23 protein-coding genes are annotated in these 25,221 nt (G+C 56.9%); 3 read left to right on the forward strand and 20 right to left on the reverse strand.

Annotation, left to right across the window (positions count from 1 at the left end; translation table 11 throughout):
* Window positions 1-37: 37 nt before the first annotated feature.
* From ubiB to udp, 7 genes are all read right to left on the reverse strand, one after another.
* Complete coding sequence (gene ubiB / locus FCL49_RS18490; RefSeq protein WP_017891313.1) at window positions 38-1,669, reverse strand: ubiquinone biosynthesis regulatory protein kinase UbiB; 1,632 nt, start codon at window positions 1,667-1,669, stop codon at window positions 38-40.
* Complete coding sequence (ubiJ, locus tag FCL49_RS18495) at window positions 1,666-2,274, reverse strand: ubiquinone biosynthesis protein UbiJ (protein WP_017891312.1); 609 nt, start codon at window positions 2,272-2,274, stop codon at window positions 1,666-1,668. The genes ubiB and ubiJ overlap by 4 nt, the downstream gene beginning before the upstream one ends.
* A 13-nt stretch (window positions 2,275-2,287) precedes the next feature.
* Complete coding sequence (ubiE, locus tag FCL49_RS18500) at window positions 2,288-3,043, reverse strand: bifunctional demethylmenaquinone methyltransferase/2-methoxy-6-polyprenyl-1,4-benzoquinol methylase UbiE (protein ID WP_012004718.1); 756 nt, start codon at window positions 3,041-3,043, stop codon at window positions 2,288-2,290.
* Between the two features lie 79 nt (window positions 3,044-3,122).
* On the reverse strand, window positions 3,123-4,670 hold the full coding sequence (rmuC, locus tag FCL49_RS18505) for a DNA recombination protein RmuC (protein WP_174354669.1): 1,548 nt from the start codon (window positions 4,668-4,670) through the stop codon (window positions 3,123-3,125).
* A gap of 140 nt (window positions 4,671-4,810) precedes the next feature.
* Complete coding sequence (locus tag FCL49_RS18510) at window positions 4,811-5,341, reverse strand: DedA family protein (RefSeq protein WP_085116535.1); 531 nt, start codon at window positions 5,339-5,341, stop codon at window positions 4,811-4,813.
* 87 nt (window positions 5,342-5,428) lie between these two features.
* Window positions 5,429-6,211: a tyrosine-protein phosphatase gene (locus FCL49_RS18515; protein WP_174354670.1), complete on the reverse strand. Its 783-nt coding sequence runs from the start codon at window positions 6,209-6,211 to the stop codon at window positions 5,429-5,431.
* A 171-nt stretch (window positions 6,212-6,382) separates the two neighbouring features.
* Complete coding sequence (udp, locus tag FCL49_RS18520) at window positions 6,383-7,144, reverse strand: uridine phosphorylase (RefSeq protein WP_153858756.1); 762 nt, start codon at window positions 7,142-7,144, stop codon at window positions 6,383-6,385.
* 506 nt (window positions 7,145-7,650) lie between these two features.
* Between udp and FCL49_RS18525 the strand changes: the two genes are divergently transcribed.
* Window positions 7,651-8,487 (forward strand): dienelactone hydrolase family protein, encoded by an 837-nt coding sequence (locus FCL49_RS18525; protein ID WP_153858755.1) that lies wholly within the window; start codon window positions 7,651-7,653, stop codon window positions 8,485-8,487.
* Window positions 8,488-8,592: 105 nt separating this feature from the next.
* Here the strand turns inward: FCL49_RS18525 and metE are convergent, their stop codons facing one another.
* Window positions 8,593-10,869, reverse strand: a complete 2,277-nt coding sequence (gene metE / locus FCL49_RS18530; RefSeq protein WP_174354671.1) for a 5-methyltetrahydropteroyltriglutamate--homocysteine S-methyltransferase — start codon at window positions 10,867-10,869, stop codon at window positions 8,593-8,595.
* Window positions 10,870-10,974: 105 nt separating this feature from the next.
* Here metE and metR point away from each other — a divergent pair, with 105 nt between their 5' ends.
* Window positions 10,975-11,925 (forward strand): HTH-type transcriptional regulator MetR, encoded by a 951-nt coding sequence (gene metR / locus FCL49_RS18535; protein ID WP_012004711.1) that lies wholly within the window; start codon window positions 10,975-10,977, stop codon window positions 11,923-11,925.
* Window positions 11,926-11,958: 33 nt separating this feature from the next.
* Here the strand turns inward: metR and FCL49_RS18540 are convergent, their stop codons facing one another.
* Window positions 11,959-12,822 carry a carboxylate/amino acid/amine transporter gene (locus tag FCL49_RS18540; RefSeq protein ID WP_153858753.1) on the reverse strand — a complete coding sequence of 288 codons (864 nt, stop codon included), beginning with the start codon at window positions 12,820-12,822 and terminating at the stop codon, window positions 11,959-11,961.
* A gap of 151 nt (window positions 12,823-12,973) precedes the next feature.
* Between FCL49_RS18540 and FCL49_RS18545 the strand changes: the two genes are divergently transcribed.
* A complete protein-coding gene (locus tag FCL49_RS18545) occupies window positions 12,974-13,303 on the forward strand; it encodes a hypothetical protein (RefSeq protein WP_174354672.1) in 330 nt (109 codons plus the stop codon).
* Here FCL49_RS18545 and ugpQ read toward each other — a convergent pair.
* From ugpQ to FCL49_RS18600, 11 genes are all read right to left on the reverse strand, one after another.
* Window positions 13,300-14,046 (reverse strand): glycerophosphodiester phosphodiesterase, encoded by a 747-nt coding sequence (gene ugpQ / locus FCL49_RS18550; protein WP_174354673.1) that lies wholly within the window; start codon window positions 14,044-14,046, stop codon window positions 13,300-13,302. The two genes, FCL49_RS18545 and ugpQ, sit on opposite strands and share 4 nt — an antisense overlap.
* Entirely contained in the window at window positions 14,043-15,119 is a 1,077-nt protein-coding gene (locus FCL49_RS18555) for a sn-glycerol-3-phosphate import ATP-binding protein UgpC (RefSeq protein WP_174354674.1), read from the reverse strand. The genes ugpQ and FCL49_RS18555 overlap by 4 nt, the downstream gene beginning before the upstream one ends.
* A gap of 16 nt (window positions 15,120-15,135) precedes the next feature.
* Window positions 15,136-15,981: a sn-glycerol-3-phosphate ABC transporter permease UgpE gene (gene ugpE, locus FCL49_RS18560; protein ID WP_135314718.1), complete on the reverse strand. Its 846-nt coding sequence runs from the start codon at window positions 15,979-15,981 to the stop codon at window positions 15,136-15,138.
* Window positions 15,978-16,865: a sn-glycerol-3-phosphate ABC transporter permease UgpA gene (ugpA, locus tag FCL49_RS18565; protein WP_012004705.1), complete on the reverse strand. Its 888-nt coding sequence runs from the start codon at window positions 16,863-16,865 to the stop codon at window positions 15,978-15,980. The genes ugpE and ugpA overlap by 4 nt, the downstream gene beginning before the upstream one ends.
* 114 nt (window positions 16,866-16,979) lie before the next feature.
* Window positions 16,980-18,299, reverse strand: a complete 1,320-nt coding sequence (gene ugpB / locus FCL49_RS18570; protein WP_174354675.1) for a sn-glycerol-3-phosphate ABC transporter substrate-binding protein UgpB — start codon at window positions 18,297-18,299, stop codon at window positions 16,980-16,982.
* Window positions 18,300-18,614: 315 nt separating this feature from the next.
* Entirely contained in the window at window positions 18,615-19,802 is a 1,188-nt protein-coding gene (locus FCL49_RS18575) for a PLP-dependent aminotransferase family protein (RefSeq protein WP_174354676.1), read from the reverse strand.
* Between the two features lie 105 nt (window positions 19,803-19,907).
* The gene (gene livF / locus FCL49_RS18580; protein WP_012004702.1) at window positions 19,908-20,609 is read right to left on the reverse strand and encodes a high-affinity branched-chain amino acid ABC transporter ATP-binding protein LivF; all 702 of its coding nucleotides are present in this window, start codon (window positions 20,607-20,609) and stop codon (window positions 19,908-19,910) included.
* Window positions 20,610-20,612: 3 nt separating this feature from the next.
* The gene (gene livG / locus FCL49_RS18585; RefSeq protein WP_174354677.1) at window positions 20,613-21,380 is read right to left on the reverse strand and encodes a high-affinity branched-chain amino acid ABC transporter ATP-binding protein LivG; all 768 of its coding nucleotides are present in this window, start codon (window positions 21,378-21,380) and stop codon (window positions 20,613-20,615) included.
* Complete coding sequence (locus FCL49_RS18590; RefSeq protein WP_017891301.1) at window positions 21,377-22,660, reverse strand: high-affinity branched-chain amino acid ABC transporter permease LivM; 1,284 nt, start codon at window positions 22,658-22,660, stop codon at window positions 21,377-21,379. The genes livG and FCL49_RS18590 overlap by 4 nt, the downstream gene beginning before the upstream one ends.
* Window positions 22,657-23,583, reverse strand: a complete 927-nt coding sequence (gene livH / locus FCL49_RS18595) for a high-affinity branched-chain amino acid ABC transporter permease LivH (RefSeq protein WP_012004699.1) — start codon at window positions 23,581-23,583, stop codon at window positions 22,657-22,659. The genes FCL49_RS18590 and livH overlap by 4 nt, the downstream gene beginning before the upstream one ends.
* Before the next feature lie 116 nt (window positions 23,584-23,699).
* Window positions 23,700-24,815: a branched-chain amino acid ABC transporter substrate-binding protein gene (locus FCL49_RS18600; RefSeq protein ID WP_012004698.1), complete on the reverse strand. Its 1,116-nt coding sequence runs from the start codon at window positions 24,813-24,815 to the stop codon at window positions 23,700-23,702.
* Window positions 24,816-25,221 lie beyond the last annotated feature (406 nt).

Genomic DNA, 25,221 nt, shown 5'->3' on the forward strand with positions numbered 1-25,221 from the left:
CATTATACGGCAGATTTTTCCAGAGTTTCTAACCAATTCAGGTGGTTCGCTTCCAGCCAATCACCCAGGATACGATACCGGCCGCTATCAGCCACGCGGGGAACACTTCAACATCCCCCAACAGCAAAATCGTACCGCTTACTAACAGTGTAGCGCCAACGCCGAACAAATAACGCGATTGCCCCTGGCGAACCCGCTGGGCCTGCATCTGATTGGTCAGCTTATCAACGCTTTGTTGCAACAGTTTATGCTGCTGCAGGCTATCGTAAAATAATTCAGGCAGTTCGGGCAGTTTCTCGGCCCAAAACGGCGCTTTTTCTTTCAGTGCGCGGATCACTGCCGGTATACCGACCTGATCGCGCATCCAACTTTCCAGAAACGGCTTCGCAGTGGTCCACAAATCCAGCTGCGGATAAAGCTGCCGGCCCAGACCTTCAACATACAGCAAGGTCTTCTGCAATAACACCAGTTGGGGCTGCACTTCCATATTGAAACGGCGTGCGGTATTGAACAGGTTCAACAGCACGTTACCGAACGAAATTTCCGACAATGGCTTTTCGAAGATGGGTTCACACACCGTGCGAATAGCGAATTCGAAATCTTCCACGTTGGTGTCGCGCGGGACCCAGCCAGAATCTACGTGCAGCTCTGCGACCTTGCGATAGTCACGATTGAAGAAGGCGATAAAGTTTTCCGCCAGATAGCGTTTATCGTCTTTGTTCAACGAGCCGACAATACCGCAGTCAATGCCGATATAGCAGGGATCTTCAGGATGCTCATAGCTGACAAAAATATTACCGGGATGCATGTCAGCATGGAAGAAGCTGTCGCGGAAGACCTGGGTGAAGAACACCTGAACCCCGCGTTCGGCCAACAGTTTCATGTTGGTGCCCTGCTTTTCCAGCGTTGGGATATCCGAAACCGGAATTCCGTAAATGCGCTCCATCACCAACACGCTTTCGCGGCAGTAATCGGAATAAACCTCCGGCACGTACAGCATCGGGCTACCGTCGAAATTACGGCGCAGCTGGATGGCGTTGGCCGCTTCACGCAGCAGGTTCAACTCGTCCAGCAAGGTCTTTTCGTATTCGCGCACCACTTCACGCGGACGCAGACGGCGACCATCCGGCATCAGCTTTGGCACCCAGGCCGCCAAACGATACATCAGGCGGACGTCAGCCTTGATAATCGGCCGGATATCGGGCCGAATCACCTTCAGCACCACTTCCTGCCCGGTCGTCTTTAGCCGTGCGGTATGTACCTGAGCTATCGATGCCGAAGCCAGCGCCTGCTGGTCAAAATCATCAAACCAGGTTTCCAGCGGACCGCCCATCGCCAACTCAATATGCTTGCGCGCCAGTGCACCATCGAAGGGGGCAACCCGGTCCTGCAGCAAAGTCAGTTGATCGGCAATCTGTGGTGGAAACAGGTCGCGGCGGGTGGACATCATCTGTCCAAACTTGATCCATACCGGTCCCAGTTCCTGCAAGGCCAAACGCAGACGTTCACCCAGCGGTTTATCTGCATGGCGGTTTGGCATCCAGAACAGCAGACGGCGCCCCACGCGCAGCGGCAACGTCAAGCGCATCTGGGGGATCAGTTCATCCAGGCCATAGCTAAGAAAAACGCGGACGATCAAATACAGGCGGCGTAGTTCGCCAGGGGTCATCGTTTACCCTCCAACTTGTCCATGCGAGCAATCAGCGCTTCGAGGTTGCGAACGGTGGCATCAACTTCCTCGTTGAACCACACAACTTCCAGTGGGCCTGGCGCCACGCGCCACTCTTCCGTCAGCGTTTCCGCTACATAATGCTGTTGGCGCTGGAAGCCTGTTTTCAGCAGGTTCGCGCCCTTACCGAGCGCCTGCGTGATACCCTGCGCGGCAATATCGCCGATATAGGGAGCCAACCATTCAGCCGGATCCCACTCTGCCAGATCGAGCAGCCCAACCAGTTGTTGAACCACCTGAATATCCCCTTCGACGATCAGCTCACCGCTACGCATCAATGGCGAAAGTTGCTGGCGATCTCGCAGCTTTAGCAACACCGAGATGCGGCTACGCACCGTGCAGTCGGCGGTATCTTCAGACTGACCAAGCACATCGACACGCTGCTCACTGAACAGCAACACCAGCGGTGAGGAAAGCTCCTGCAATTCAATACGCAGGACCTTACCCGCCAGGCGCAAACGGGCGGCTTTCATGCTGCGATCGCGGAACAGCAGGCTGTTGAGCGATGTTTCCAGCACGCCGGTCAACAACGGGGTTAACAGCATCGGCATGTCCATATCAGAACTTGAAGCCACGATGCAGAGCCACAATGCCGCCGGTCAGGTTAAAATAGGTCACGTTGTCAAAGCCGGCAGCCCCCATCATGCCCTTCAGGGTTTCCTGATCGGGATGCATGCGGATCGACTCAGCCAGATAGCGGTAGCTTTCCGGATCCTTCACCACCAACTCGCCGATTTTCGGCAGCACGTGGAACGAGTAGGCGTCATAGGCTTTACTTAACGGCGCCAGCAGCGGTTTGGAGAACTCCAGCACCAGCAAACGGCCACCCGGCTTAAGCACGCGGAACATGGAACGCAGCGCTTTGTCTTTGTCGGTCACGTTACGCAGGCCGAAGGAAATGGTAATGCAGTCAAAATAGTTATCCGGGAACGGCAGCGCTTCGGCATTGGCCTGCACATAGTTGACGTTGCCGATAATGCCGCGGTCACGCAGCTTCTCGCGCCCCATCTTCAGCATGGAATCGTTAATGTCCGCCAGTACCACCTGCCCCTGCTCACCGACCATGCGGGAGAACTTGGCGGCCAGGTCACCGGTACCACCGGCCAGATCCAACACCCGCTGCCCACGGCGAACGCCGCTGCAGTCAATGGTAAAACGCTTCCAGATACGGTGGATACCAAACGACATCAGGTCGTTCATCACGTCATACTTTGCAGCTACCGAATGAAAAACATCTGCCACCATGGCCTGCTTCTCGTCTCTAGCTACAGTGCGAAAACCGAAGTCGGTGGTTTCCTGCGGTTGATCTGCCATTGTCCTGCCTGCTATTCAGTCAATTTAGTGTGGATGAGTGTACCAGAACCCTACGCAATACCCCACCTCGCAGCGGCTGTCATGCCTGAGATGCGGAGCGGGGTTCCTCTGCGGAGTCGTCGTCTTCCGCCCCGGGCAACGCGTCAACTTCATCGTCACCCGCCGTCTCGAATTCTTCATCATGCTGCGCACTGGCCTGCTGAGCCAGCAGCGGGTTAATCGGTCTTTTCACCTCAACCCCCAACGCACGGAACCCCTCGGTCTGGCCGATAAGATTACCACGGCCTTCGCTCAGTTTATTCATCGCCTGGCGATAACTCCCCTGGGCCTTGTCCAGGCTCTGCCCCAGCGCCGACATGTCGTCAACAAACAGCCGCATTTTGTCATACAACCGCGCCGCTCTGTCGGCAATGCGCTGGGCATTCTGGCTCTGATGCTCATAGCGCCAAAGGTTGGTGATGGTACGCAACGCCACCAGCAAGGTGGTCGGACTGACCAGCATGATGTTGTGTTTGAGCGCTTCGCTGATCAGCTCCGGCTCACGGTCAATGGCCAGCAGGAAAGCCGGCTCGACCGGAATAAACATCAGTACGTAGTCCAGCGAACGCAGGCCGGGCAACTGCTGGTAATCCTTGCGTCCCAACAGGCGGATATGGCCACGCAGCGAGCCAATATGCTCACTCAGCGCCGCCTCGCGTTCCACTTCATCTTCACTGTTGAAGTAACGTTCGTAGGCCACCAGCGACATTTTCGCATCGATGACCACGTCCTTCCCCTGTGGTAAACGAACGATGACGTCGGGCTGCATACGGCTCTGATGATCCAGCCGCACATTGACCTGGGTTTCGTATTCGTGTCCTTCGCGCAGGCCGGAGGCCTCCAGTACCCGACTTAACACCACCTCGCCCCAGTTACCCTGAGTTTTATTATCCCCTTTCAGGGCCTTGGTGAGGTTAATCGCCTCGCGCGCCATTTGTGCATTGAGCTGCTGCAGATTACGTATTTCGTGGGTCAACGTATGGCGCTCACGCGCTTCCTGGCCAAAGCTGTCCTGCACCTGGCGGCGGAAACCATCGAGTTGCTCACGCAATGGCAGTAACAGGCGGTCCAGGCTTTGCTTATTCTGCTCGTCAACCTTGCGTCCGCTGTGTTCAAAAATGCGGTTGGCCAAATTTTCAAATTGGGTGGTGAGGCGCTGTTCGCTGTTGATCAGCAGACGCTGTTTCTCTTCTGCCGCCATACGGGTTTCTTCCAGGCGGATAGTCACCTCACGCAGCTCGGCCTCCTGAGCGCTGTTAACCTCACGCTGGGCGCGCAGTTCCTGATTCAGCAACTCGCATTCGTTGCGCCAATGATTGAGCTGTTGAAGTTTTTCGTGCCCGGCGGCCAGCTGGCTGTGCAAATTACGCAGTTCCAGATCGCTCTGCCGCATTTGTTGCTCATTACGCTGCAGCGTTTCTTGCCGGGCTGTTGTCTCCTGCTGCGCCTGTTGCAGCGATTGTTCCAGCAGCCGTAGCTCGGTTTCATGCTGTGCATGCGTCTGCTGCACGCGCAGACTGGCGATTAGCCACCCCAGCAGCAGGCCAATTGCCACCCCGCCCATACCGTAAACCAAACTGGTATCCACCCTGCCTCCTGTTACACCTGACCGTTCCGGCGTTTTATGCGCCTGTTGCCCGTCACGTTAAGGGGATGCTGTATGGATGTCCAGTCTGTTTTTGCCCCAACGGCGCAAAATTGCGAAACGCTACGCAAGTCAGACCAGAACTAGCCAAACCACTGGCTTAACCACTTGATGCCAAACGCCCCCGGCGCGAGAATGCCGAACGCCCAGATCATCGCCGAAGTGATATTCGCGACCTGGAAATAACGCTGGGGCATGCCGCAAATGCCACCGACCAGCGGCACCACGGCACGCAACGGGCCGAAGAAGCGACCGATGAAAATGCCCAGTACGCCCCAGCGTTCAAAAAACGCATGGCCACGCGTGAGTAGCTGTGGATTGCGAGAAAGGGGCCACATATGCGCCACCCGGTCTTGATAGTGATAGCCAATCCAGTAAGAGAGCCAGTCGCCGAAAAAGGCCCCGGCAGCGGCGGCGGCCCAGATAGGCCAGAATGCAATGCCGCTTTCGCCGATCAAGGCTCCCAGCGCCAGCAAAATCACCGTGGCCGGCAACAGCAGCGACAGGAACGCCAGCGATTCGCCGAACGCCAGGAAGAAAATAATCGGGATAGCCCAGCCTTCGTGCTGACGCACGGTTTCGCTGACCCAGTGGATAATGTCATTGAGGCTCAATATGGGCTCCTGATGCGGGTTTTATGGCCCCAAGGATACGCAATGCCGGCCGGGGCCGATTAAACCCCGGCTAAACACCCGTGCAGTTTACTCGAGGTAAAATGCCTGCAGCGCTTCACGCTGATTTTGGCCCAGGCCGTACTCGGCTTCCAGCCAGCGATCGGTTGAACCGTATTGGTCACGGATGCAGCTCAGGGCGGTCATCAGGAATTCTTCACGGGCGCTGAGCACGTAGGCAAATTGCCCCAGCGCCGAGGCACTCAGGCGAATCGACAATTGATCCAGCATTTGTTCGCGGAAGGTCGCCAGCGTGGTTTCGGTCAGCAGGTAATCTTCCACTACCGTCGCCTCATCCGCTCCCAGAGCAAACAACACCAGCGCCGATCCTATCCCGGTACGGTCTTTACCTACCGCGCAGTGCTGGACGATAGCGCCGTTGCCGACATTGCTCAGCAATTGGGCCAACTGTTTATACGCCGCATTGCCGAAAGGCAACCGACGGTACAGTTCCAGCATAAATGCCTGCGCGTCGAAACCGGCCAATGTATCGCTGGTCAGTTTTTCCAGATTGGCATTCACTTCATTGCTCAAAGGATTGGCCGGGAAATGGTGGTAATCGGCACCGCGCCACAGGATGTCCGGCTTGGCCTGCACTTCATCGGCATCCCGGTAATCGAGTACCGAACGCACCGGCACACCAGCCAGGAAGGTGCAGTCGTCTTCGGTCAAACGCTCCAGTGAACCGGAACGGAACAACAGACCACGCTTGATGCGGCGGCCGTCGGCGACGCTGTTACCGCCGAGATCGCGAAAGTTAATGCCGCCATCAAGCGGCGCCAATGAAGGATGAAGCAGGATCTGGGCAGTCATAGACGTCCTCGCTGTTATTGTCTGAAAAAACGCAACCTGTAAGCAGCGGTAAAGCCGGGCTCAGCGGGTAAAGAGGCGGCCAGAAAGATGGCGCTGATGAGGTTAACCGTAACAGATTACGGCTGAATGGAGAAACGGGCCGCGTCAGCGACCCGTTGAAATACGAGATAATTACAGCAGGCGGCGCGCCGCATCAACCACGATCTGCACCGCTTTGCTTTCGGTGTTTTTCATGGTTTCTGCGTTCGGGATTTCCTGCTGGGTGCGGTTAACAATCACACCGGCAACCATACCGGCACGCAGGCCCTGGCTGGCACACATGGTCAGCAAGGTGGCGGACTCCATTTCATAGTTCATCACACCCATCGACTGCCATTCTTCCATCGAGCCTTTGAAGCGGCTGACGACGCGGCCGGAGAAGGTATCGTAACGTTCCTGGCCAGGGTAGAAGGTATCGGAAGACGCGGTCACGCCAATGTGCGTGGTAGCGCCGGCAGCCTTGGCGGCTTCGACCAGTGCCGTGGTACAGGCAAAGTCGGCCACGGCCGGGAACTCCATCGGGGCGAAATGCAGGCTGGCACCGTCAAGGCGAACCGCCGCGGTGGTGACCAGAACATCGCCGACATTGATGTTCGACTGGATGGCACCGGTGGTGCCGATACGCAGGAAGGTACGGATCCCCAATTGCGCCAGTTCTTCAACGGCAATAGAGGTAGACGGGCCGCCGATGCCGGTAGAGCAGACGATCACCGCCTTGCCGTCCAGCTCTGCGCGCCAGGAAGTAAATTCACGATGGGAAGCCAGATGCACCGGATTTTCCATCAGCTTGGCAATTTTCTCTACGCGCTGTGGATCGCCAGGAACGATGGCAAGCTGGGCCCCTTGTAAATCGTTTTTAGTGAGGCCGAGATGAAAAACGTCAGATTGGGACATGCGAGACTCCTCATGGATCATGTTTATTGGGAGGAACAAAAAAGTACTCTACTGAAAATTGCCACGCAATTTCGTGACAATCATCACTATGAATAAAGAAACAGAATGCAATCTACATAGTATTTGTGATTAAAGTCACAAAAACAAACCAGAAGCCACAATGGTCATCTCAGATGCCCCAAGTCTAGTCGACAAAATGCACCGCCGTTTTTCAATGCCGTTGTTGAGCGGAAGGCTGATTTCCTGATGAAACTATTGACACCGCCACAGAAAATAACCTTATTTTATCGGTGACTTAGCCACAATAAAGGGAGCTAACGCACCTTATGGTATTAATGCAGGTCAACATGCGTAATAGCATGATAAAAAGGCAACAAAAATGCGCTAAAGCCAGATAATTATTCGTTTTTTACAGACTTGGCCGAAAATGCTCCACCCGGTGCCAATAACGGGTAATCTTTCCTATAGTTAATCTCAGCGCTTTTCTCGATTGCACGGAGACCGCAATGAAAACCGATCAAGTGATGACATTAAAACAGGCTCAGGGGGGATTCACCCCGGCCGTTACACCCTTGGCTGCTTCAACCATTCTCACCGATGAACAAGGCATTCATGCCGGGGAAACCACGATTCCCTCGCAGGGTGACAATCTGCCGGCCTATATCGCCAAACCTGCCGATAGCAGCGGCCCCTTCCCGGTGGTGCTGGTGGTGCAGGAAATTTTTGGCGTGCATGAGCACATTCAGGATGTCTGTCGTCGCCTGGCCAAACAGGGCTATCTGGCGATAGCACCGGAGCTGTATTTCCGTCAGGGAGATGCCCGGGATTACACCGACATCGGCGAACTGTTCCAAAAGCTGGTGCTCAAGGTGCCGGACCGCCAGGTATTGGCAGATCTGGATCATGCCGCCCATTGGGCCACGCGCCACGGCGGTGATGCAGGCAAGCTGGCGATTACCGGTTTCTGCTGGGGCGGGCGTATTAGCTGGCTGTATGCGGCACATAATCCGCAGTTGAAAGCGGCCGTCGCCTGGTACGGTAAACTGGTGGGCGAAAAAACGCTGAACTCGCCAAAACAACCTATCGATGTCGCGACCCAACTCTCTGCGCCGGTGCTGGGATTATATGGCGGACAGGACACCAGCATCCCGCAGGATACGGTGGAAAGCATGCGTCAGGCACTGCGGGCGGCCAACGCCGATGCCGAGATCGTGGTCTATCCCGACGCCGGCCATGCCTTCAATGCCGACTACCGGCCAAGCTATGATGCCGAAGCGGCCGCCGACGGTTGGCAACGTATGCTGGCATGGTTCGCCCAACACGGCGTACCGGGCGTGAAATAAACCTCACCTCACGGCTGTCTGACCAGGCAGCCGTTTGCGATATAAAAAAGGGCGCCGAAGCGCCCACAATAATCACAACAAAGCATCATTGCCCAAGGGTGACAATCAGGCCTGCTGCTCGCGCAGGCGCTGTGCTGCCAGCACCATGTTGGCCAGCGACTGGCGGGTTTCCGGCCAGCCACGGGTTTTCAGGCCGCAGTCCGGGTTAACCCACAGGCGTTCTGCCGGGATGTTCTGCGCGGCTTTACGCAGCAGCGCTTCAATCCATTCCACGCTTGGCACGTTTGGCGAGTGAATGTCATACACGCCCGGGCCGATTCCGTTCGGATATTCGAACTCTTTAAAGGCTTCCAGCAAATCCATATCGGAACGCGAGGTTTCGATGGTGATCACGTCAGCATCCAGCGCCGCAATCGAATCCATGATGTCGTTGAACTCGCAGTAACACATGTGGGTGTGGATCTGAGTATCATCCTGCGCCACGGCGGCATTCAATTTGAACGCGTCCACCGCCCAATTCAGGTAGGCAGCCCAGTCGGATTGACGCAGCGGCAGGCCTTCACGCAGTGCCGGTTCGTCAATCTGGATGATGCCAATACCGGCCTTTTCCAGATCTTCCACTTCGTCACGCAGCGCCAGGGCGATTTGTTTGGCAATCACTTCACGGGTCACGTCTTCACGCGGGAATGACCAGCAAAGAATGGTCACCGGACCGGTCAACATGCCCTTCACCGGCTTGTCGGTCAGCGACTGGGCATACTTCGCCCACTCTACGGTGATGGCTTCCGGTCGGCTAATATCGCCGATGATCACCGGCGGTTTTACGCAGCGGGAACCGTAGCTCTGTACCCAGCCGTTTTGGGTGAAGACGAAGCCATCGAGGTTCTCACCGAAGTATTCGACCATGTCGTTACGCTCGGCTTCGCCGTGCACCAATACGTCCAGGCCCAGACGTTCTTGCTCAACGATCGCCTGTTTGATGTGCTCGCTAATGCTGGTGCGGTAGTTGTTACCATCCAAACGCCCCTGTTTGAAGTCCAGACGCAAACCGCGAATTTCGGTGGTTTGCGGGAATGAACCAATAGTGGTGGTCGGCCAGGCCGGCAGATTAAAACGTTCACGCTGTGCCTGAGCGCGCTCGGCGTAAGGACGCTGGCGTTCGCTGTCCTGCGCGGTAATAGCAGCCAGACGTTGGCCGACCTGCGCATTATGCACACGGCTGGACTGACGACGGGCACGGATGGGCGCGCTGTAGGCGTCCAGTTCAGCCTGTTTTGCTGCGCCCGGTGCGTTCAACGCCGCACTCAGCAACGCCAGTTCACCGCATTTTTGCAGAGCGAAGGCGAACCAGCTTTTCACCTCTTCGTCCAGGCGGGTTTCCACGCTCAGATCGATCGGGCTGTGCAGCAGTGAACAGGAAGTCCCGATCCACAGTGGGCGACTGCCCACCAATGGCTGCAAACGTTCGAACCAGTTGCTCAGATCGGCGCGCCAGACGTTGCGACCGTTGATCACCCCCAGTGACAGCAGCCACTCTTTCGGCAGCGCTTTATTCAATACCGCGATATCGTCGTGACCGCCAACCAGGTCAACGTGCAGCCCCTGCACCGGCAACTGTCGAAGGGTCTCAAGGTTGTGGCCAACGCTGTCAAAATAGGTGGTCAGCAGCAGTTTTACCTGGCCCTGCAGCGCGTCATAAGCCGGTTTGAAGGCGTTCAACCACGCCTGCGGCAATTCCAGCACCAGCGCAGGCTCGTCGATCTGCACCCATTCAACGCCGCGTTTCGCCAGCTCGGCCAGCACCTGCTGATAAACCGGCAGGATATCGTTGAGCAGCGACAGGCGGTCAAACGGCTCACCCTTCACTTTACCCAGCCACAGATAAGTGACCGGCCCCAGCAGCACAGGTTTGATTTTGTGGCCCAGCGCCAGCGCTTCGTCAACCTCGTCCAGCAATTGGGTCCAGCCCAGTTTGAACTGCTGGCCCTTATGGAATTCGGGCACCATGTAGTGGTAGTTGGTGTTAAACCATTTGGTCATTTCCGCCGCTGCCGCCGGTTCACCGGTCGGTGCGCGGCCACGGCCCAGGCGGAACAGCGTATCGAGATCGATTGTGCCGTCCGCATTTTGATGACGCGCCGGCACATTGCCGAGCAGCAGACTGGTGGTCAATACATGGTCGTACCAGGCGAAATCGCCGACCGGCACCAAATCCACCCCGGCCTGTTGTTGCTGTTGCCAATGGCGAGCGCGCAGCTCGCGGCCAACCGCCAACAGTTCTTCCTGCGTCGAGTTACCTGCCCAGTAGCTTTCCTGAGCTTTTTTCAGTTCACGTCGTAGCCCAACGCGAGGAAAACCCAGTGTGTGATTTAGAATTGCCATCGTCATATTCCCCATTTAGCCGTCCAGATGTTTACACATCCATAATCCGCAGGTACTGTATTAACCACAAGCGCAATTTATTCACTGTCACTGTGAAGGACTCTCATGATCGAACTGAAACACTTACGGACGCTGCAGGCTCTGCGCAATACCGGTTCGCTGGCGGCCGCGGCTGCTCAACTCCACCAGACGCAGTCTGCTCTTTCGCATCAGTTCAGCGATCTGGAGCAGCGCCTGGGCTTCAAGCTGTTCGTTCGTAAAAGCCAACCGCTGCGCTTCACCGCGCAGGGAGAGATCCTGTTACAGCTGGCGGAGCAGGTTCTGCCGCAAATTCAGCAGGCATTGCAGACGTGCCACGAACCGCATCAGGCCACGCTGCGTATCGCCATTGAATGCCACAGCTGTATTCAGTGGCTGACACCGGCGCTGGATAACTTCCGTCAGAGTTGGCCACAGGTGGTGATGGACTTTAAGTCCGGCGTCACCTTTGATCCGCAACCGGCCTTACAGCAAGGCGAGCTGGATCTGGTGCTGACTTCCGATATTCTGCCGCGCAGCGGTCTCCATTATTCACCGATGTTTGATTTTGAAGTGCGGCTGGTGCTGGCGCCGGATCATCCGTTGGCCAGCAAGCTGCACATTGAACCTGAAGATTTGATCGATGAGACGCTGATGATTTATCCGGTACAGCGTCAACGACTGGATATCTGGCGTCATTTCCTGCAGCCGGCAGGCATCAGCCCGGCGCTGAAAAACGTCGATAACACCCTGCTGCTGATCCAGATGGTGTCGGCGCGGATGGGGATTGCGGCGTTACCGCATTGGGTGGTGGAGAGTTTTGAGCGCCAGGGTTTGGTGGTGACCAAAACCCTCGGCGATGGCCTGTGGAGCCGTCTGTATGCCGCAGTTCGCGATGGTGAGCAGCGCCAGGCGGTAACCGAAGCCTTTATCCGTTCGGCGCGCCAGCATGCCTGCAATCATCTGCCGTTCGTCCGTGACGCTGCCCGCCCAAGCGCCGGTGTTGCCAGCGTCAAACCGTTGGCCTCACAGCCCTGACGACCAGGGCTGTCTGCGCTTGGGCAGCCCGGTTTATTTACTGATTATTTTGGGTGCCACCCAACGGCGATGCACCCACAGCGAAGCCACAATCACCGCCCCACCGATAATAAAACTTGGCCAGTGCGGCTGTTGCTGCCAGATGGCCAGATTCACCAGCAGTCCGGCAGGCACATGCATGTTATTCATGATGCCCAGCGTACCGGCGTCCACCTGCGTGGCACCGTAGTTCCACATGAAATAGCCCAGTCCGGAAGCCACCACGCCCAGCCACACCAGAATGCCCCATTGCAGATTGGTGGTCGGCAACTGTTGCGGATTGCCCCACAGGCACCAGGCCACCACCGCCACCACCAGCGCGCCCAGGTAGAACCAGGAAAACGCGGTGTGCTGTGGCAACGGGTGCACTTCCATCAGACGCTTGTAACCGACCATGCCAATGGCGAAGCTGATATTCGCCGCCTGCACCAGCAGCAGCCCCAACCAGAAATGCTCGCTAAGCTGGTGATAACGGATGATCGCCGCCCCCAAAACGGCCAGCAACGCACTGAATACGTAGCTCCACCGCAAACGCTGTCCGCTGATCAGGTCATAAATCAGCGTGACGTACAGCGGCGTCAGCACGGTAAACAGCAGGAATTCCGGCACCGTCAGGTACATGTAGGCACGGAAGCTGAACAGGTACATGATGCCGAGCTGGCAAGCCCCCACCAGCATGTACATCAGGATCACTTTCAGCCTGATATTGCGCCAGCGCAGAAAAGGCAGGAACACCAATGCCGCCAGGCCAATGCGCATCAGCACCGAGAACCAGCTGTCGACCTGGCCCGCCAGATATTCGCCAATCAGGCTGAAAGAAAACGCCCACAAAATGGTAGTAATCACCAGAAGCAGCACGATGGGTTCACCCTAAAAATTCACAAAGGGCGATTGTAACGGAAGGCGGGATAGGGGGTGACGAAAAGGCAGTTTACATCTGTATAAAATACAAACTGTCGGCAAATTTTCACCGCTGAGTTAGTCTTAATAGAAAACAGGAGTCAACATCATGAAAACTTATCAACTGCTTTACGGCCTGTTGCTGCTGTCCGGATTGGCTAGCGCAGCCAATGGGGTTACCGAACTCAGCTCGCAACAGCAGTTTCTCAACCAACGCAATCAACAAGCGCAGCAGCAGCGCATGCTGAATAACCAGCAGTTGGATCAGCGCCGCCTGCAACAACAGCGGCAGTTTGACAACAATCAGCAGCAACTGCAGCAAACTGCGCCGAACGGCGGAAAACTGCTGCCAAATGGCAACCAGCCGCGCAATCCGTTCGATCGCACCACGCCTGCGGTACCTCAGGCGCCGCTGCCGACGCCGGTCAACCGAGGTTAGCCATTGGGGAAATCGGGGCCAATCAAATCTATTCGGTCAGTACAAATGCAGTCAACGCCCCAGTTTAGCAACAAGCGCGCCCGCGCTGGCTGGTTAACGGTATAAACCAGAATGCGTAATCCCGCCGCCTTCAGCGCTGCCACCCGTTCGGCGGTCAGTTCTTTATGGTTGATGTGTAAAGACACACAACCCAGGCGTTCGGTCAGCGCCTGCCAGTTGTCATCCCACTGATCCAGCAACAGGCCGCGCGGCAATTCCGGCACGGTACGTTGTGCCGCTGCGAGCGCTTCAACCGAGAACGAAGACAGCAGCGGATCGGTCTGCCCCTGCCACAGCAGGCGTGCCGCCAGCGCCACGACCCGGCCGGTTTCGTCATCGCTGCCGGTGGTGGGCTTGATTTCAATGTTCGCCATCATGCCGTGCTGCAGGCAACGTTCCGCCACCTCCGCCAGCAAGGGGAGGCGTTCGCCTTTGTAGGCGGAGTTATACCAGTTGCCGGCATCCAGTTGCACCAGCTTATCCCATGGCAGTTCGCCCGCCACGCCCCAGCCGTTGCTGGTGCGATCCAGAGTATCGTCGTGCAGCAGAAAAATCTGCCCGTCCTGCGCCAGCTTGGCGTCAAACTCAATCATTTTGTGGCCGTGACGTGCGCCAACGTCGATCGCCGCCAGGGTGTTTTCCGGTGCCAGAGAGCCACCGCCGCGGTGGGCAACAATATGAGGGTAAGGCCAGGCTGTGGTCATTGTTCCATCCGTAATCCGCTATCGGTATCAAAAAAGTGCAGCGCCTGTGCAGGCAGTTGTAAATATAGCGTGCTGCCTGCCGTCGGCATAGTTTCATGCGATAGCCGCGCAATGACCCCGTGTCCCCCCCACTGTCCGTGTGCCAGATTATCCGCGCCCAGCAGTTCCAGCGTTTGCAGCACCAGCGGCACGCCACCCTGCCCATCGGGGAGCAGTTGAATATGCTCGGGACGGATACCCAGCGTCAACCGGCGTCCGCCCCAGTGCGGCTTCGCCTGCGGTAAATTCAAGGTCATGCCGTCTGCCAGTTGCAGTTGGCCGCCGTCGGCGCTCAGGGTGCCTGGCAACAGGTTCATCGCCGGTGAACCGATAAAGCTGGCGACAAACAGCGACGCCGGGCGCTGATAGACCTCACTCGGGGTGCCAATCTGTTCCGCCACGCCCTTGTTCATCACGATCACCCGCTGCGCCAGCGTCATCGCCTCCACCTGGTCGTGCGTGACGTACAGGCTGGTAGTTTTCAACCGGCGATGCAGTTGTTGTAACTCCAGACGCATCTGCACCCGCAGCTTGGCATCCAGGTTGGACAGCGGTTCATCAAACAGGAACACCGCCGGTTCACGCACGATAGCCCGCCCCATCGCCACCCGCTGACGCTGGCCGCCGGAAAGCTCACGCGGCTTGCGCTGCAACAGCGGTTCCAGTTCTAAAATGCGTGCCGCTTCCTCTACCCGCTGTTGGATATGCTGTTTGCCAAAGCCACGAATTTTCAAGCCATAGGCCATGTTGTCATACACACTCATATGCGGGTACAACGCGTAGTTCTGGAACACCATCGCAATGCCGCGATCTTTCGGCTCCATATCGGTCACACGCCGGCTGTCGATATAGATATCGCCGCTGGTGGTACGTTCCAGCCCGGCGACCATGCGCAGCAGCGTCGATTTACCGCAGCCGGAAGGGCCGACCATCACGATAAACTCACCGTCCGCCACGTCGAGATCGATCTGCTTAATCACCGGCGTTTTACCGTCGTAGGATTTGGTGACTGCCTGTAGTTTTAAACCTGCCATGTGAAAATTTCTCTCGTTACTTTTCGCTATCAACCAGGCCGCGTACAAACCAGCGCTGCATCAGAAGAACCACCGCCAGCGGTGGGATTAGAGTCAGGATCATCGCCGCCATTACCTGATTCCACTGGGTCGGCGCGCCGGAGGTGGAGATCATGCTTTTGATGCCCGCCACCGCAGTACCCATGGAGGCGTCGCTGGTAATCAGGATCGGCCACAGGTACTGGTTCCAGCCGTAGATAAAGGTGATGACAAACAGCGCCGCCAGGTTGGTCTTCGACAGTGGCAGCACGATGTCCCAGAAGAAGCGCATCGGGCCGGCGCCATCAATACGCGCGGCTTCCAGCAGTTCGTCCGGCAAGGTCATAAAGAACTGGCGCAGCAGGAAGGTCGCGGTGGCCGAGGCCATCAGCGGCAGCGTCAGGCCGGTGTAGCTGTCCAGCAGGTTGAGGTTGGAAATCACCTCCACCGTGGGGAAAATACGCACTTCCACCGGCAACATCAGCGTCATGAAAATCAGCCAGAAAAACAGGCTGCGCAGCGGAAAACGAAAATAAACGATGGCATAGGCCGACAACACCGATACCACGATTTTGCCGAAGGTAATCGCCAGCGCCATGATCACGCTGTTGAGCAGCAGCAGCGAAAACGGCACCTTGAGGTTGCCCACACCGCCCTGCCAGATATTGCTGATGTTTTCCCACAGGTGGCCGCCCGGTATCAGGGTCATCGGCACCTGGAACACCTGTTTGTCGTCCAGCGTGGCGGCGACAAAGGCCACATACAGCGGGAACAGCACCACCAGCACGCCGATAATCAGCATTACGTGGCTGAAGATATCCAGCCCGCGTCGGTTCTCAATCATTGGTAACGCACCTTACGTTCGACAAAACGGAACTGGATCACCGTCAGGCCAATCACCAGCAGCATCAGGATCACCGACTGCGCCGCAGAGCTGGACAAGTCCAGACCGGCAAAGCCTTCGCGGTAGATCTTGTAGATCAGCGTGGTCGTGGACTGCACCGGCCCACCGCCGGTCGCGGCATCGATCACCGGGAAGGTGTCGAAGAAGGCGTACACCAGATTCACCACCAACAGGAAGAAGCTCACCGGCGTGATCAACGGCAGTACCAGATTGAAGAAACGCCGCACCGGCCCGGCGCCGTCGATGGCTGCCGCTTCCACCAGCGAGCGCGGAATGGACTGTAATGCCGCCAGGAAAAACAGGAAGTTGTAGCTGATTTGCTGCCAGACCGAAGCCAGCACCACCAGGAACATCGCCTGCCCACTGTTCTGCGCGTGGTTCCAGTTGTAGCCCAGCCCGTTAAGGAAATGAGTAATCAGCCCCAGGCCGGGGTTGAACAGGAAGATCCACAGCACCGCTGCCACTGCCGGAGCTACCGCATAAGGCAGGATCATCAGAGTCTGGTAAATCCGGCTGCCGCGCAGCACGTAATCCACCAGCGCAGCGAAGAACAGCGACACCACCAGCCCGATACCCGCCACCAGGAAGCTGAAAATCAGCGTGGTGTAAAACGAATCAAGGTAGTAAGGGTCCTGGAACAGCTGAGTAAAGTTATCCAGGCCGACAAACTGGCTGGACAGACCAAATGGATCGAGGCTTTGCACCGAATACCACAGCGCTTCGCCGGCGGGCCACAGGAAGAAGATTGCGGTGATCAACAGTTGCGGCAGCACCAATACATAGGGCAGCCAGCTACAGCCGAAACCGGGACGGGAAGATGACATAGGGGTTAACCGTTAATGTGGGTGAAGGGCCGACTGAGCCCCTCCTCCCGGCCCTCTCCCTGGGGAGAGGGGGTGAAATCGGTGTCGTTCACCGGAAGGGAGTTCCGGTTGACGCTACTTGGTCTGGGACTCGAAGCGACGCAGCAATACGTCACCACGCTGCACGGCGGCATCCAGCGCCTGCTGTGGCGTTTTCTTGCCGGTCCACACGCCTTCCAGCTCTTCATCCACCACGGTACGGATCTGCGGCATATTGCCCAGGCGCAGGCCCTTGGTGAACGGTAACGGTGGCTTGTTCAACATCTGGCGGGTTGCTACGTCGGCACCCGGGTTCTTGTCATAGAAACCCTGTTGCTTGGTCAGATCGTAGGCGGCGGTGGTGATCGGCAGATAACCGGTCTTCTGGTGCCATTCGGCGGCAATTTCCGGCTGAGCCAGATACTGCAGGAACTCGGCGACCCCTTTGTAAGTGGCGGCATCTTTACCGTTCATCACCCACAGGCTGGCACCGCCAATGATGGCGTTTTGTGGTGCATTTTTGGCATCGGCATCGTACGGCATCATGCCCACGCCGTAGTTGAATTTGGCGTAGTGCTTGATATCCGCCAGGGAGCCGGATGACGCAGTAGTAATGGCGCAGTCACCGCTGTAGAACTTCTCGGTGGATTCGTCTTTACGGCCGAAATAGGTGAAATCACCCTTCTTGTTCATCTCTTCCAGCAGTTGGATGTGCTTGACCTGCAACGGCTTGTTGAACTCCAGCTTGGCGCTGGTACCGCCGAAACCGTTGTTCTCGGTAGCGAATGGCACCCCATGCCAGGCGCTGAAGTTCTCGAGCTGGATCCAGCCCTGCCAGCCGCTGGCGTAGCCACACTTCATACCGGCAGCACGCAGCTTGGCGGTATCCGCCGCCAGTTCCTGCCAGGTTTTCGGCGGCTGGTCCGGGTTCAGGCCGGCTTTTTTGAAGGCGTCCTTGTTGTAATACAGCACCGGGGTAGAGCTGTTGAACGGCTGAGACAGCAGGTGCCCGCTCTTGTTATCGGTGTAGTAACCGGACACCGTCGGCACGAACACCGACTCGTCAAAATTGATACCGGCGTCTTTAAACACCTCATACACCGGCTTGATCGCCTTGCTGGCCATCATGGTTGCCGTGCCCACCTCGTACACCTGCAAAATTGCCGGCGCTTTACCGGAGCGATAGGCCGCGATGCCCGCCGCCAGGTTCTGTTCGTAGTTACCTTTATACACCGGGACAATTTTGACGTCGGTGTGCGACTGGTTAAAGCGATCCGCCAGGGAATCGACTTCTTTACCCAATTCACCTTCCATCGAATGCCAGAACGGGATCTCGGTTGCCGCCAGTGCCTGAGTGCTGACCGCCAGGGTCAACGCGACGCACAGCGTAGTTTTGCGAATAGCGTAGGTGAGCATGCCTAACTCCTGAAAAAAGCTGGTGTAATAAGCGCGTGAGCGAAAAGAATCAATTCTTGTACGGAAGTGTTCCCCTATAGCTTTCAAGTCGCAGCTAGGCGGCAAGCTGATGGATCCCTCGGAGCTTAGTTAACTAAGTGACAGGGAAACATCAGGGCAGGCAACAACGCTGCGGCTTGAAAGATGACGGGGATAACATGCCATGCTCGGATGACAGAAATATAACCGTCAGATGACGGCCATGTGACGGGAGAGTGAAGTGCAGATTGCGGTTTGATGTCGGCGGCGGAGAAAAATGCCCCGCCGCCGTGGGGATTACAGAGAACGACGCAGGCGGGCAACGGCTTCCTGCATCTGTTGTTCAGTCGCCGTGGCGAACGACAGACGGAAGGTCGAACGATCCGGGTTGTCAGAGAAGAAGTATTCCCCCGGCACGAAGACCACACCCTGTTGCAAGGTGGTTTTCAGCCATTCGGTGGCGTTAAACGGCTGACGGAAACGCGCCCACAGGAACATACCGCCCTTCGGCATATCAAAGCTGATGTGGTCACCCAACTCTTGTTCCACCAGCCCGGCCAGGATCTCGCCCTTTTGCTTGTAGGCCGCACGGATCTTTTCGATCTGCGCCGGCAGGCGATCCAGCCCCAGGTAACATTCCACGATGCTCTGCGACAGCGCGCTGGCGTGCAGATCCGCCGCCTGCTTGATGATCGCCACTTTATGCAGCAGGAACGGCGGCAAAATGGCCCAGCCCAGACGCAGGCCCGGCGCCAGGATCTTGGAGAAGGTTGAGGTGTAGATAATGTTATCGGTATGGCCCAGCACCTGCTGCGAAATCTGGTGCAGCGTGGCGTTGCGCTCTTCGGTAAAACGCAGTTCGCCGTACGGGTCATCTTCGATGATCAGGAAATTGTGCTCGGCCGCCAGTTTTACCAACAGTTCACGGCGCGCCGCGCTCAGGGTAATGCCACTTGGGTTGCCAAAGTTCGGCACCACATACACACCCTTGATGCGCTGGGTTTTCAGCAACTCGGCCAGTTCTTCGACCACCATGCCGTCACTGTCGGACGACACCGACATGATGTTGGCTTCCGCCAGCTCCAGCGTCTGTAACGCCGCCAGATAGGTCGGACGCTCCACCACAAACACGTCGCCTGGGTTGACGATGGCACGCATCACCAGATCCAGCGCCTGCTGAGATCCTGCCGTGACCATCACTTCTTCGGCCGTGGCAGAAACACCACGCTGGGCGCACAGTTCGCAGATGCGCTCACGCAGCACCGGGCTGCCTTCGGTCAAACCATACTGGAAAGCGCTTTTCGGCTGCTCGGTGATCGCCTGATGAGTGGCGATGCTCAAGCCTTCGAAGTCAAACAGGGCATCAGAGGGGATGCCGCCCGCCAGCGAAATGACGTTTTCCATCTTACTGTGCTTGAGCAATTCACGGATTGCCGAGCTTTTTACTTTTACGATGCGCTGCGCGAGTAACCCTTCTGTGTTCATTTCTTCTTCTTCTCGTAATCGTTAAAAACTTTGTAGGGGCGCTGTACACTGCGCCCGAGTCACTCGGGGCGAATATATTCGCCCCCTACCGCTTAGACGGGTATTTCAGCCGCCCAGATATGCCGACCTAACTGCTTCGTTTGCTAACAATGCGGCTCCCGTATCTTCCAACACCACGCGGCCGTTTTCCAGTACATAACCACGATCGGCCAGTTTCAGTGCCTGATTGGCGTTTTGCTCCACCAGGAAGATGGTCATTCCCTCTTCGCGCAGTTGCTCAATGATGTCAAAAATCTGCTGGATAATGATCGGCGCCAGCCCCAGCGAGGGTTCGTCGAGCAACAGCAACTTGGGCTGGCTCATCAGCGCACGACCGATCGCCAACATCTGTTGTTCACCGCCGGACATGGTGCCGGAACGTTGGGCACGGCGCTCCAGCAGGCGCGGGAACAGGCCGAACACCCGTTCGATACGCTGCTGATACTGCTGGCGGTCGGCAAAGAAACCGCCCATCGCCAGGTTTTCTTCCACCGTCATGCGCGAGAATACCCGCCGCCCTTCCGGCACAATCGCCACCGCCTCACGCATAATGCGCGAGGTCTGCCACTGGGTAATATCCTGATCGAGGAAAGTGATGCTGCCCTCGCTGGCACGGGGTTCACCGCACAGCGTGCCGAGCAGCGTAGTTTTACCTGCGCCGTTAGCACCGATCAGCGTGACTATCTCACCCTGCTTAATATTCAGGCTGACCTGATGCAGCGCCTGGATTTTGCCGTAATGGGCGGAGACCTGATTAAATGACAACATAATTTATTCGCCCAGATAAGCCCGGATCACGTCCGGGTTGTTACGAATTTGTGCCGGGGTGCCCTGCGCCAACGGCGTGCCCTGGTTCACCACATAGATGCGGTCGGAAATGCCCATCACCAGCTTCATGTCGTGTTCGATCAACAGCACCGACACCTTATGCTGATTGCGTAGCTCGACGATCAGGTGATCCAGCTCGTCGGTTTCCTTCGGGTTCAGCCCCGCCGCCGGTTCGTCGAGCATCAGCAGTTCCGGCCGGGTAACCATGCAACGCGCAATCTCCAGCCGCCGCTGCTGGCCGTAAGCCAGGTTGCCCGCCGAGCGGTTAGCCATCTCCAGCAGGCCAACCCGCTGCAGCCACACCGCAGCACGTTCCAGCGCGTCGGCTTCGGCGCGACGGAAGGCCGGGGTTTTCAATAGCCCGGCGAAGACGCCGCTTTTCAGATGCTGGTGCTGCGCAACCAGCAGGTTTTCGATCACCGTCATTTCACGGAACAGCCGCACATGCTGGAAAGTCCGCACCACGCCCATGCGAGCGATGGTCTGGCCTGGCAAACCTTCCAGATGGCGTTCGCGCAGTTTGATGGTGCCGCCGGTTGGGCGGTAGAAACCGGTCAGGCAGTTAAACACCGTGGTTTTTCCGGCACCGTTCGGGCCGATCAGCGAAACGATTTCGCCTTCATTGAGTTCCAGCGCCACGTTATTGACCGCCAGCAGGCCGCCGAAACGCATCGACAGCCCTTCGACCTTCAGCAAAGGTTGCATACTCATGCCTGTTCCCCCTTGCCCGCGTGGATATCCGCCGCTTTCAGTTTCAGCTGTGGCCGCTTCATCGGCAGCAACCCCTGTGGTCGCCAAATCATCATCAACACCATCAGGGCGCCCAGCAGCAACATGCTGTATTCGTTCAGATCACGCATCATTTCACGCGACACCACCAGCAGAATAGCCGCCAGGATCACCGCAAACTGCGATCCCATGCCACCCAATACTACGATCGCCAACACGAAGGCCGACTCGACAAAGGTAAAGGATTCCGGGCTGACGAAGCCCTGACGCGCGGCAAACAGCGTACCGGCAAAACCGGCAAAGGCGGCGCTGATGGTAAAGGCGGTCAGCTTGATTTTGGTCGGGTTAAGGCCCAGTGAACGGCAGGCGATTTCATCTTCGCGCAGCGCTTCCCAGGCACGGCCCAGCGGCATGCGCAGCAGGCGGTTGATCACAAACAGCGTCAGTACCACCAGCAGCAGCGCCACCAGATACAGAAACACAATGCGATCGCTCGGATCGTATTTCAGGCCAAAGAAGTTGTGGAAGGTATCCCAGCCACCGTCGCGCACGCTGCGGTTGAACTCCAATCCAAAGAAGGTCGGTTTCGGGATCTGGCTGATACCGTTCGGCCCGCCGGTGATCTCGGTATTGTTCAGCAGCAGGATACGCACGATCTCCCCGAAGCCCAGGGTCACAATCGCCAGGTAATCGCCGCGCAGTCGCAGCACCGGGAAACCGAGCAGGAAACCGAAGATGGCGGTGACGATGCCCGCCAGCGGCAGGCTTTCCCAGAAACCCAGGCCATAGTAGTGGTTCAGCAGCGCGTAGGTGTAAGCGCCAATGGCGTAAAAGCCGCCGTAACCCAGCACCAGCAAACCGGACAGCCCCACTACCACGTTCAGACCCAGACCCAGCATCACGTAGATCAACGTCAGGGTGGCGATATCCACCGTGCCACGCGACACCAGAAACGGCCAGGCGACGGCGGCAACAATGATCGCCGCGGCCAGCAGCTTCTGACGCGCAGTGGTGCCATCAAAGCTCGGTAAGACGAATGAAGGGCCGGAGATTTTTTTCAGCCCCTGCTGCATCAGCGGGCGCAGTAACTGGAAGAAGAACACAATGACGCAGCCAATGCCGATCCACATCCAGCGGACTTCCGCCGCGCCATGCACCACCAGTTTGGTGCCGTCGAGACTCAGCTGCATCCCCATCAGGAATGAAGCCATCACAAACAGCACCAGCGTGGCGATCAACGCGTTGAGCAGATTGAGTTTCATACCTTCTCAACCTCCGGACGCCCAAGGATGCCGGTTGGCATGATCAGCAACACCACGATCAGCAGCGCGAACGACACCACGTCTTTATATTCAGTGCTCAGGTAGGCCGAGGTCAGCGCTTCCGCCACGCCCAGTACCAGGCCGCCAATCATCGCACCGGGAATACTGCCGATACCGCCCAACACCGCCGCGGTGAAGGCTTTCATACCGGCCATAAAGCCGATGTAGGGGTTGATCACTCCGTAGAACTGTCCCAGCAGCACGCCGGCCACTGCCGCCATCACCGCGCCAATCACGAAGGTCAGCGAGATAACCCGGTCGGTATTGATGCCCAGCAGGCTGGCCATCTTCAAATCTTCCGCGCAGGCGCGGCAGGCGCGGCCCATGCGTGAATAACGAATAAATATCGTCAGCGCCAGCATCGCCAGGAAGGTGACTACCCAGATAATCAACTGCATGGTAGTGATGGTGGCGGCAAAACCGTTACTTTCACCCAGCACCCATTGGCCGGTGACCAGGCTTGGCAGCGCCAGATCGCGCGAGCCCTGCGTCAGGCTGACGTAGTTTTGCAGGAATATCGACATCCCGATGGCGGAGATCAGCGCGATCAGACGTTTGGAGTTGCGCACCGGCTTGTAGGCCACTCGCTCAATACTCCAGCCGTAGGCGCTGGCAATGACGATCGACACCAGGAACCCGGCGCCAATCAGCAACCAGCTAACGTCGATGCCCACCATCATCAGGGCGGCAATAACAATAAAGGAGACATAGCTGCCGATCATATACACCTCGCCGTGGGCGAAGTTGATCATGCCGATGATGCCGTAGACCATGGTGTAACCGATGGCGATCAATGCATAGGTGCTGCCCAACGTGACGCCGTTGAACATCTGCTGCAGAAAATAGAGAACCTGCTCTGACATACTCTAACCCTTGGCTGCGAAACCTGAACGCGAAGAGCATTCAGGTAAAGGGATACGGAGCCGGCAAGCCGGCCCGCGGGCGCAGCAGAACTGCGCCCTACCCTGATGATTATGGCTTATTTAATGGGTGTTGATGTGCCGTCGGCATGCCATTCGAATACGCCGAACTCGAAGCCTTTCAGATCGCCCTTGTCATCCCAGCTCAGTGGCCCCATCACGGTATCCACCGGCTTGCCGGTTTTCAGATCCTTGACGATGTCGGCCGGTTCCTGGCTGCCGCTGCGCTCCATCCCGGTGGTCAGAGATTGCAATGCGGCGTAAGTCGTCCAGACGAACGGACCGGTCGGATCCAGTTTCTTGGCTTTCAGCGCATCGACCACAGGTTTGTTGGCCGGAACCTGATCGTAACGTTTCGGCAAGGTCACCAGCATGCCTTCAGAAGCGGCACCGGCGATGTTGGACAGTGAGGAGTTGCCCACGCCCTCTGGCCCCATAAAGCGGGTAGTCAGGCCGGCCTGTTTGGCCTGGCGCAGGATCTGGCCCATTTCCGGGTAGTAGCCACCGAAGTAAACAAAATCGACGTTCTCTTTCTTCAGGCGTGCCACCAGGGTAGAGAAATCTTTATCCCCGGCGGTGATACCTTCAAACATCACCACGTCGGTACCCTGCTTTTTCAGGCTGTCGCGCACCGAGCGTGCCAGACCTTCGCCATACTGCTGCTTGTCGTGGATCACGGCAATGCGCTTGGGTTTGATTTCACTGAGGATGTACTTGGCCGCGGTCGGGCCCTGATCGGAGTCCAGACCGGTGGTACGCATGATCATCTTGTAACCACGGGTGGTCAGATCGGCGTTGGTGGCCGCCGGGGTGATCATGATCACGCCTTCATCTTCATAAATATCGGAAGCCGGCTGCGTCGAGGAAGAACACAGGTGGCCGATCACATAACGGATACCGTCGTTGATCACCTTGTTGGCCACCGCTACCGCCTGTTTCGGATCACAGGCATCGTCGTATTCCACCCCAACCAGCTTATCGCCCTTGATGCCGCCCTTGGCATTGATATCGGCAATCGCCTGACGGGCACCGGTAAACTCCATATCGCCATACTGTGCGACCGGGCCGGACATCGCCCCGACGATCGCCACCTTAATGTCTTTTGCCATTGCCGCATGCCCGATTGCCATCGCGATACAGCCAGCCAACAATGCCTTACCTTTTGTTAATTTCATCCGCAAATCCCCATCTGTCGTTGTGAACGTACCTGTTGTGTTTGCCTGCACCTGACCCTTATTTACTGCTTTTATTCATAAGTAATAATGATTTAGGTGTTTTCACGGCAATATTTTCTAATAAGACTTTATTTTTCATGCCATTAAACAGGAATTTTCTGCTGCAAATCAACTTGCACAATCAGGAACAAGCGGTGTAAACAGCATAAAATCCGGATTAAATCTGCGCCATTTAGCGTCAGGCACAGCGCGTTATGCTGGTTCTCGATCGCTTTACTACATATTTACTCGGAAAATGCGTCTTGCAAAAAACATTTCGCGCAGTAATCGTACAGAAAAACTTACACAACGCTCTGTGCAAGATCTATTACACTGTCGGCATCGATTAGCCGTTCGGAAATCCTGC

Source organism: Serratia proteamaculans (genome assembly GCF_013337185.1).
GTDB lineage: Bacteria > Pseudomonadota > Gammaproteobacteria > Enterobacterales > Enterobacteriaceae > Serratia > Serratia proteamaculans_D.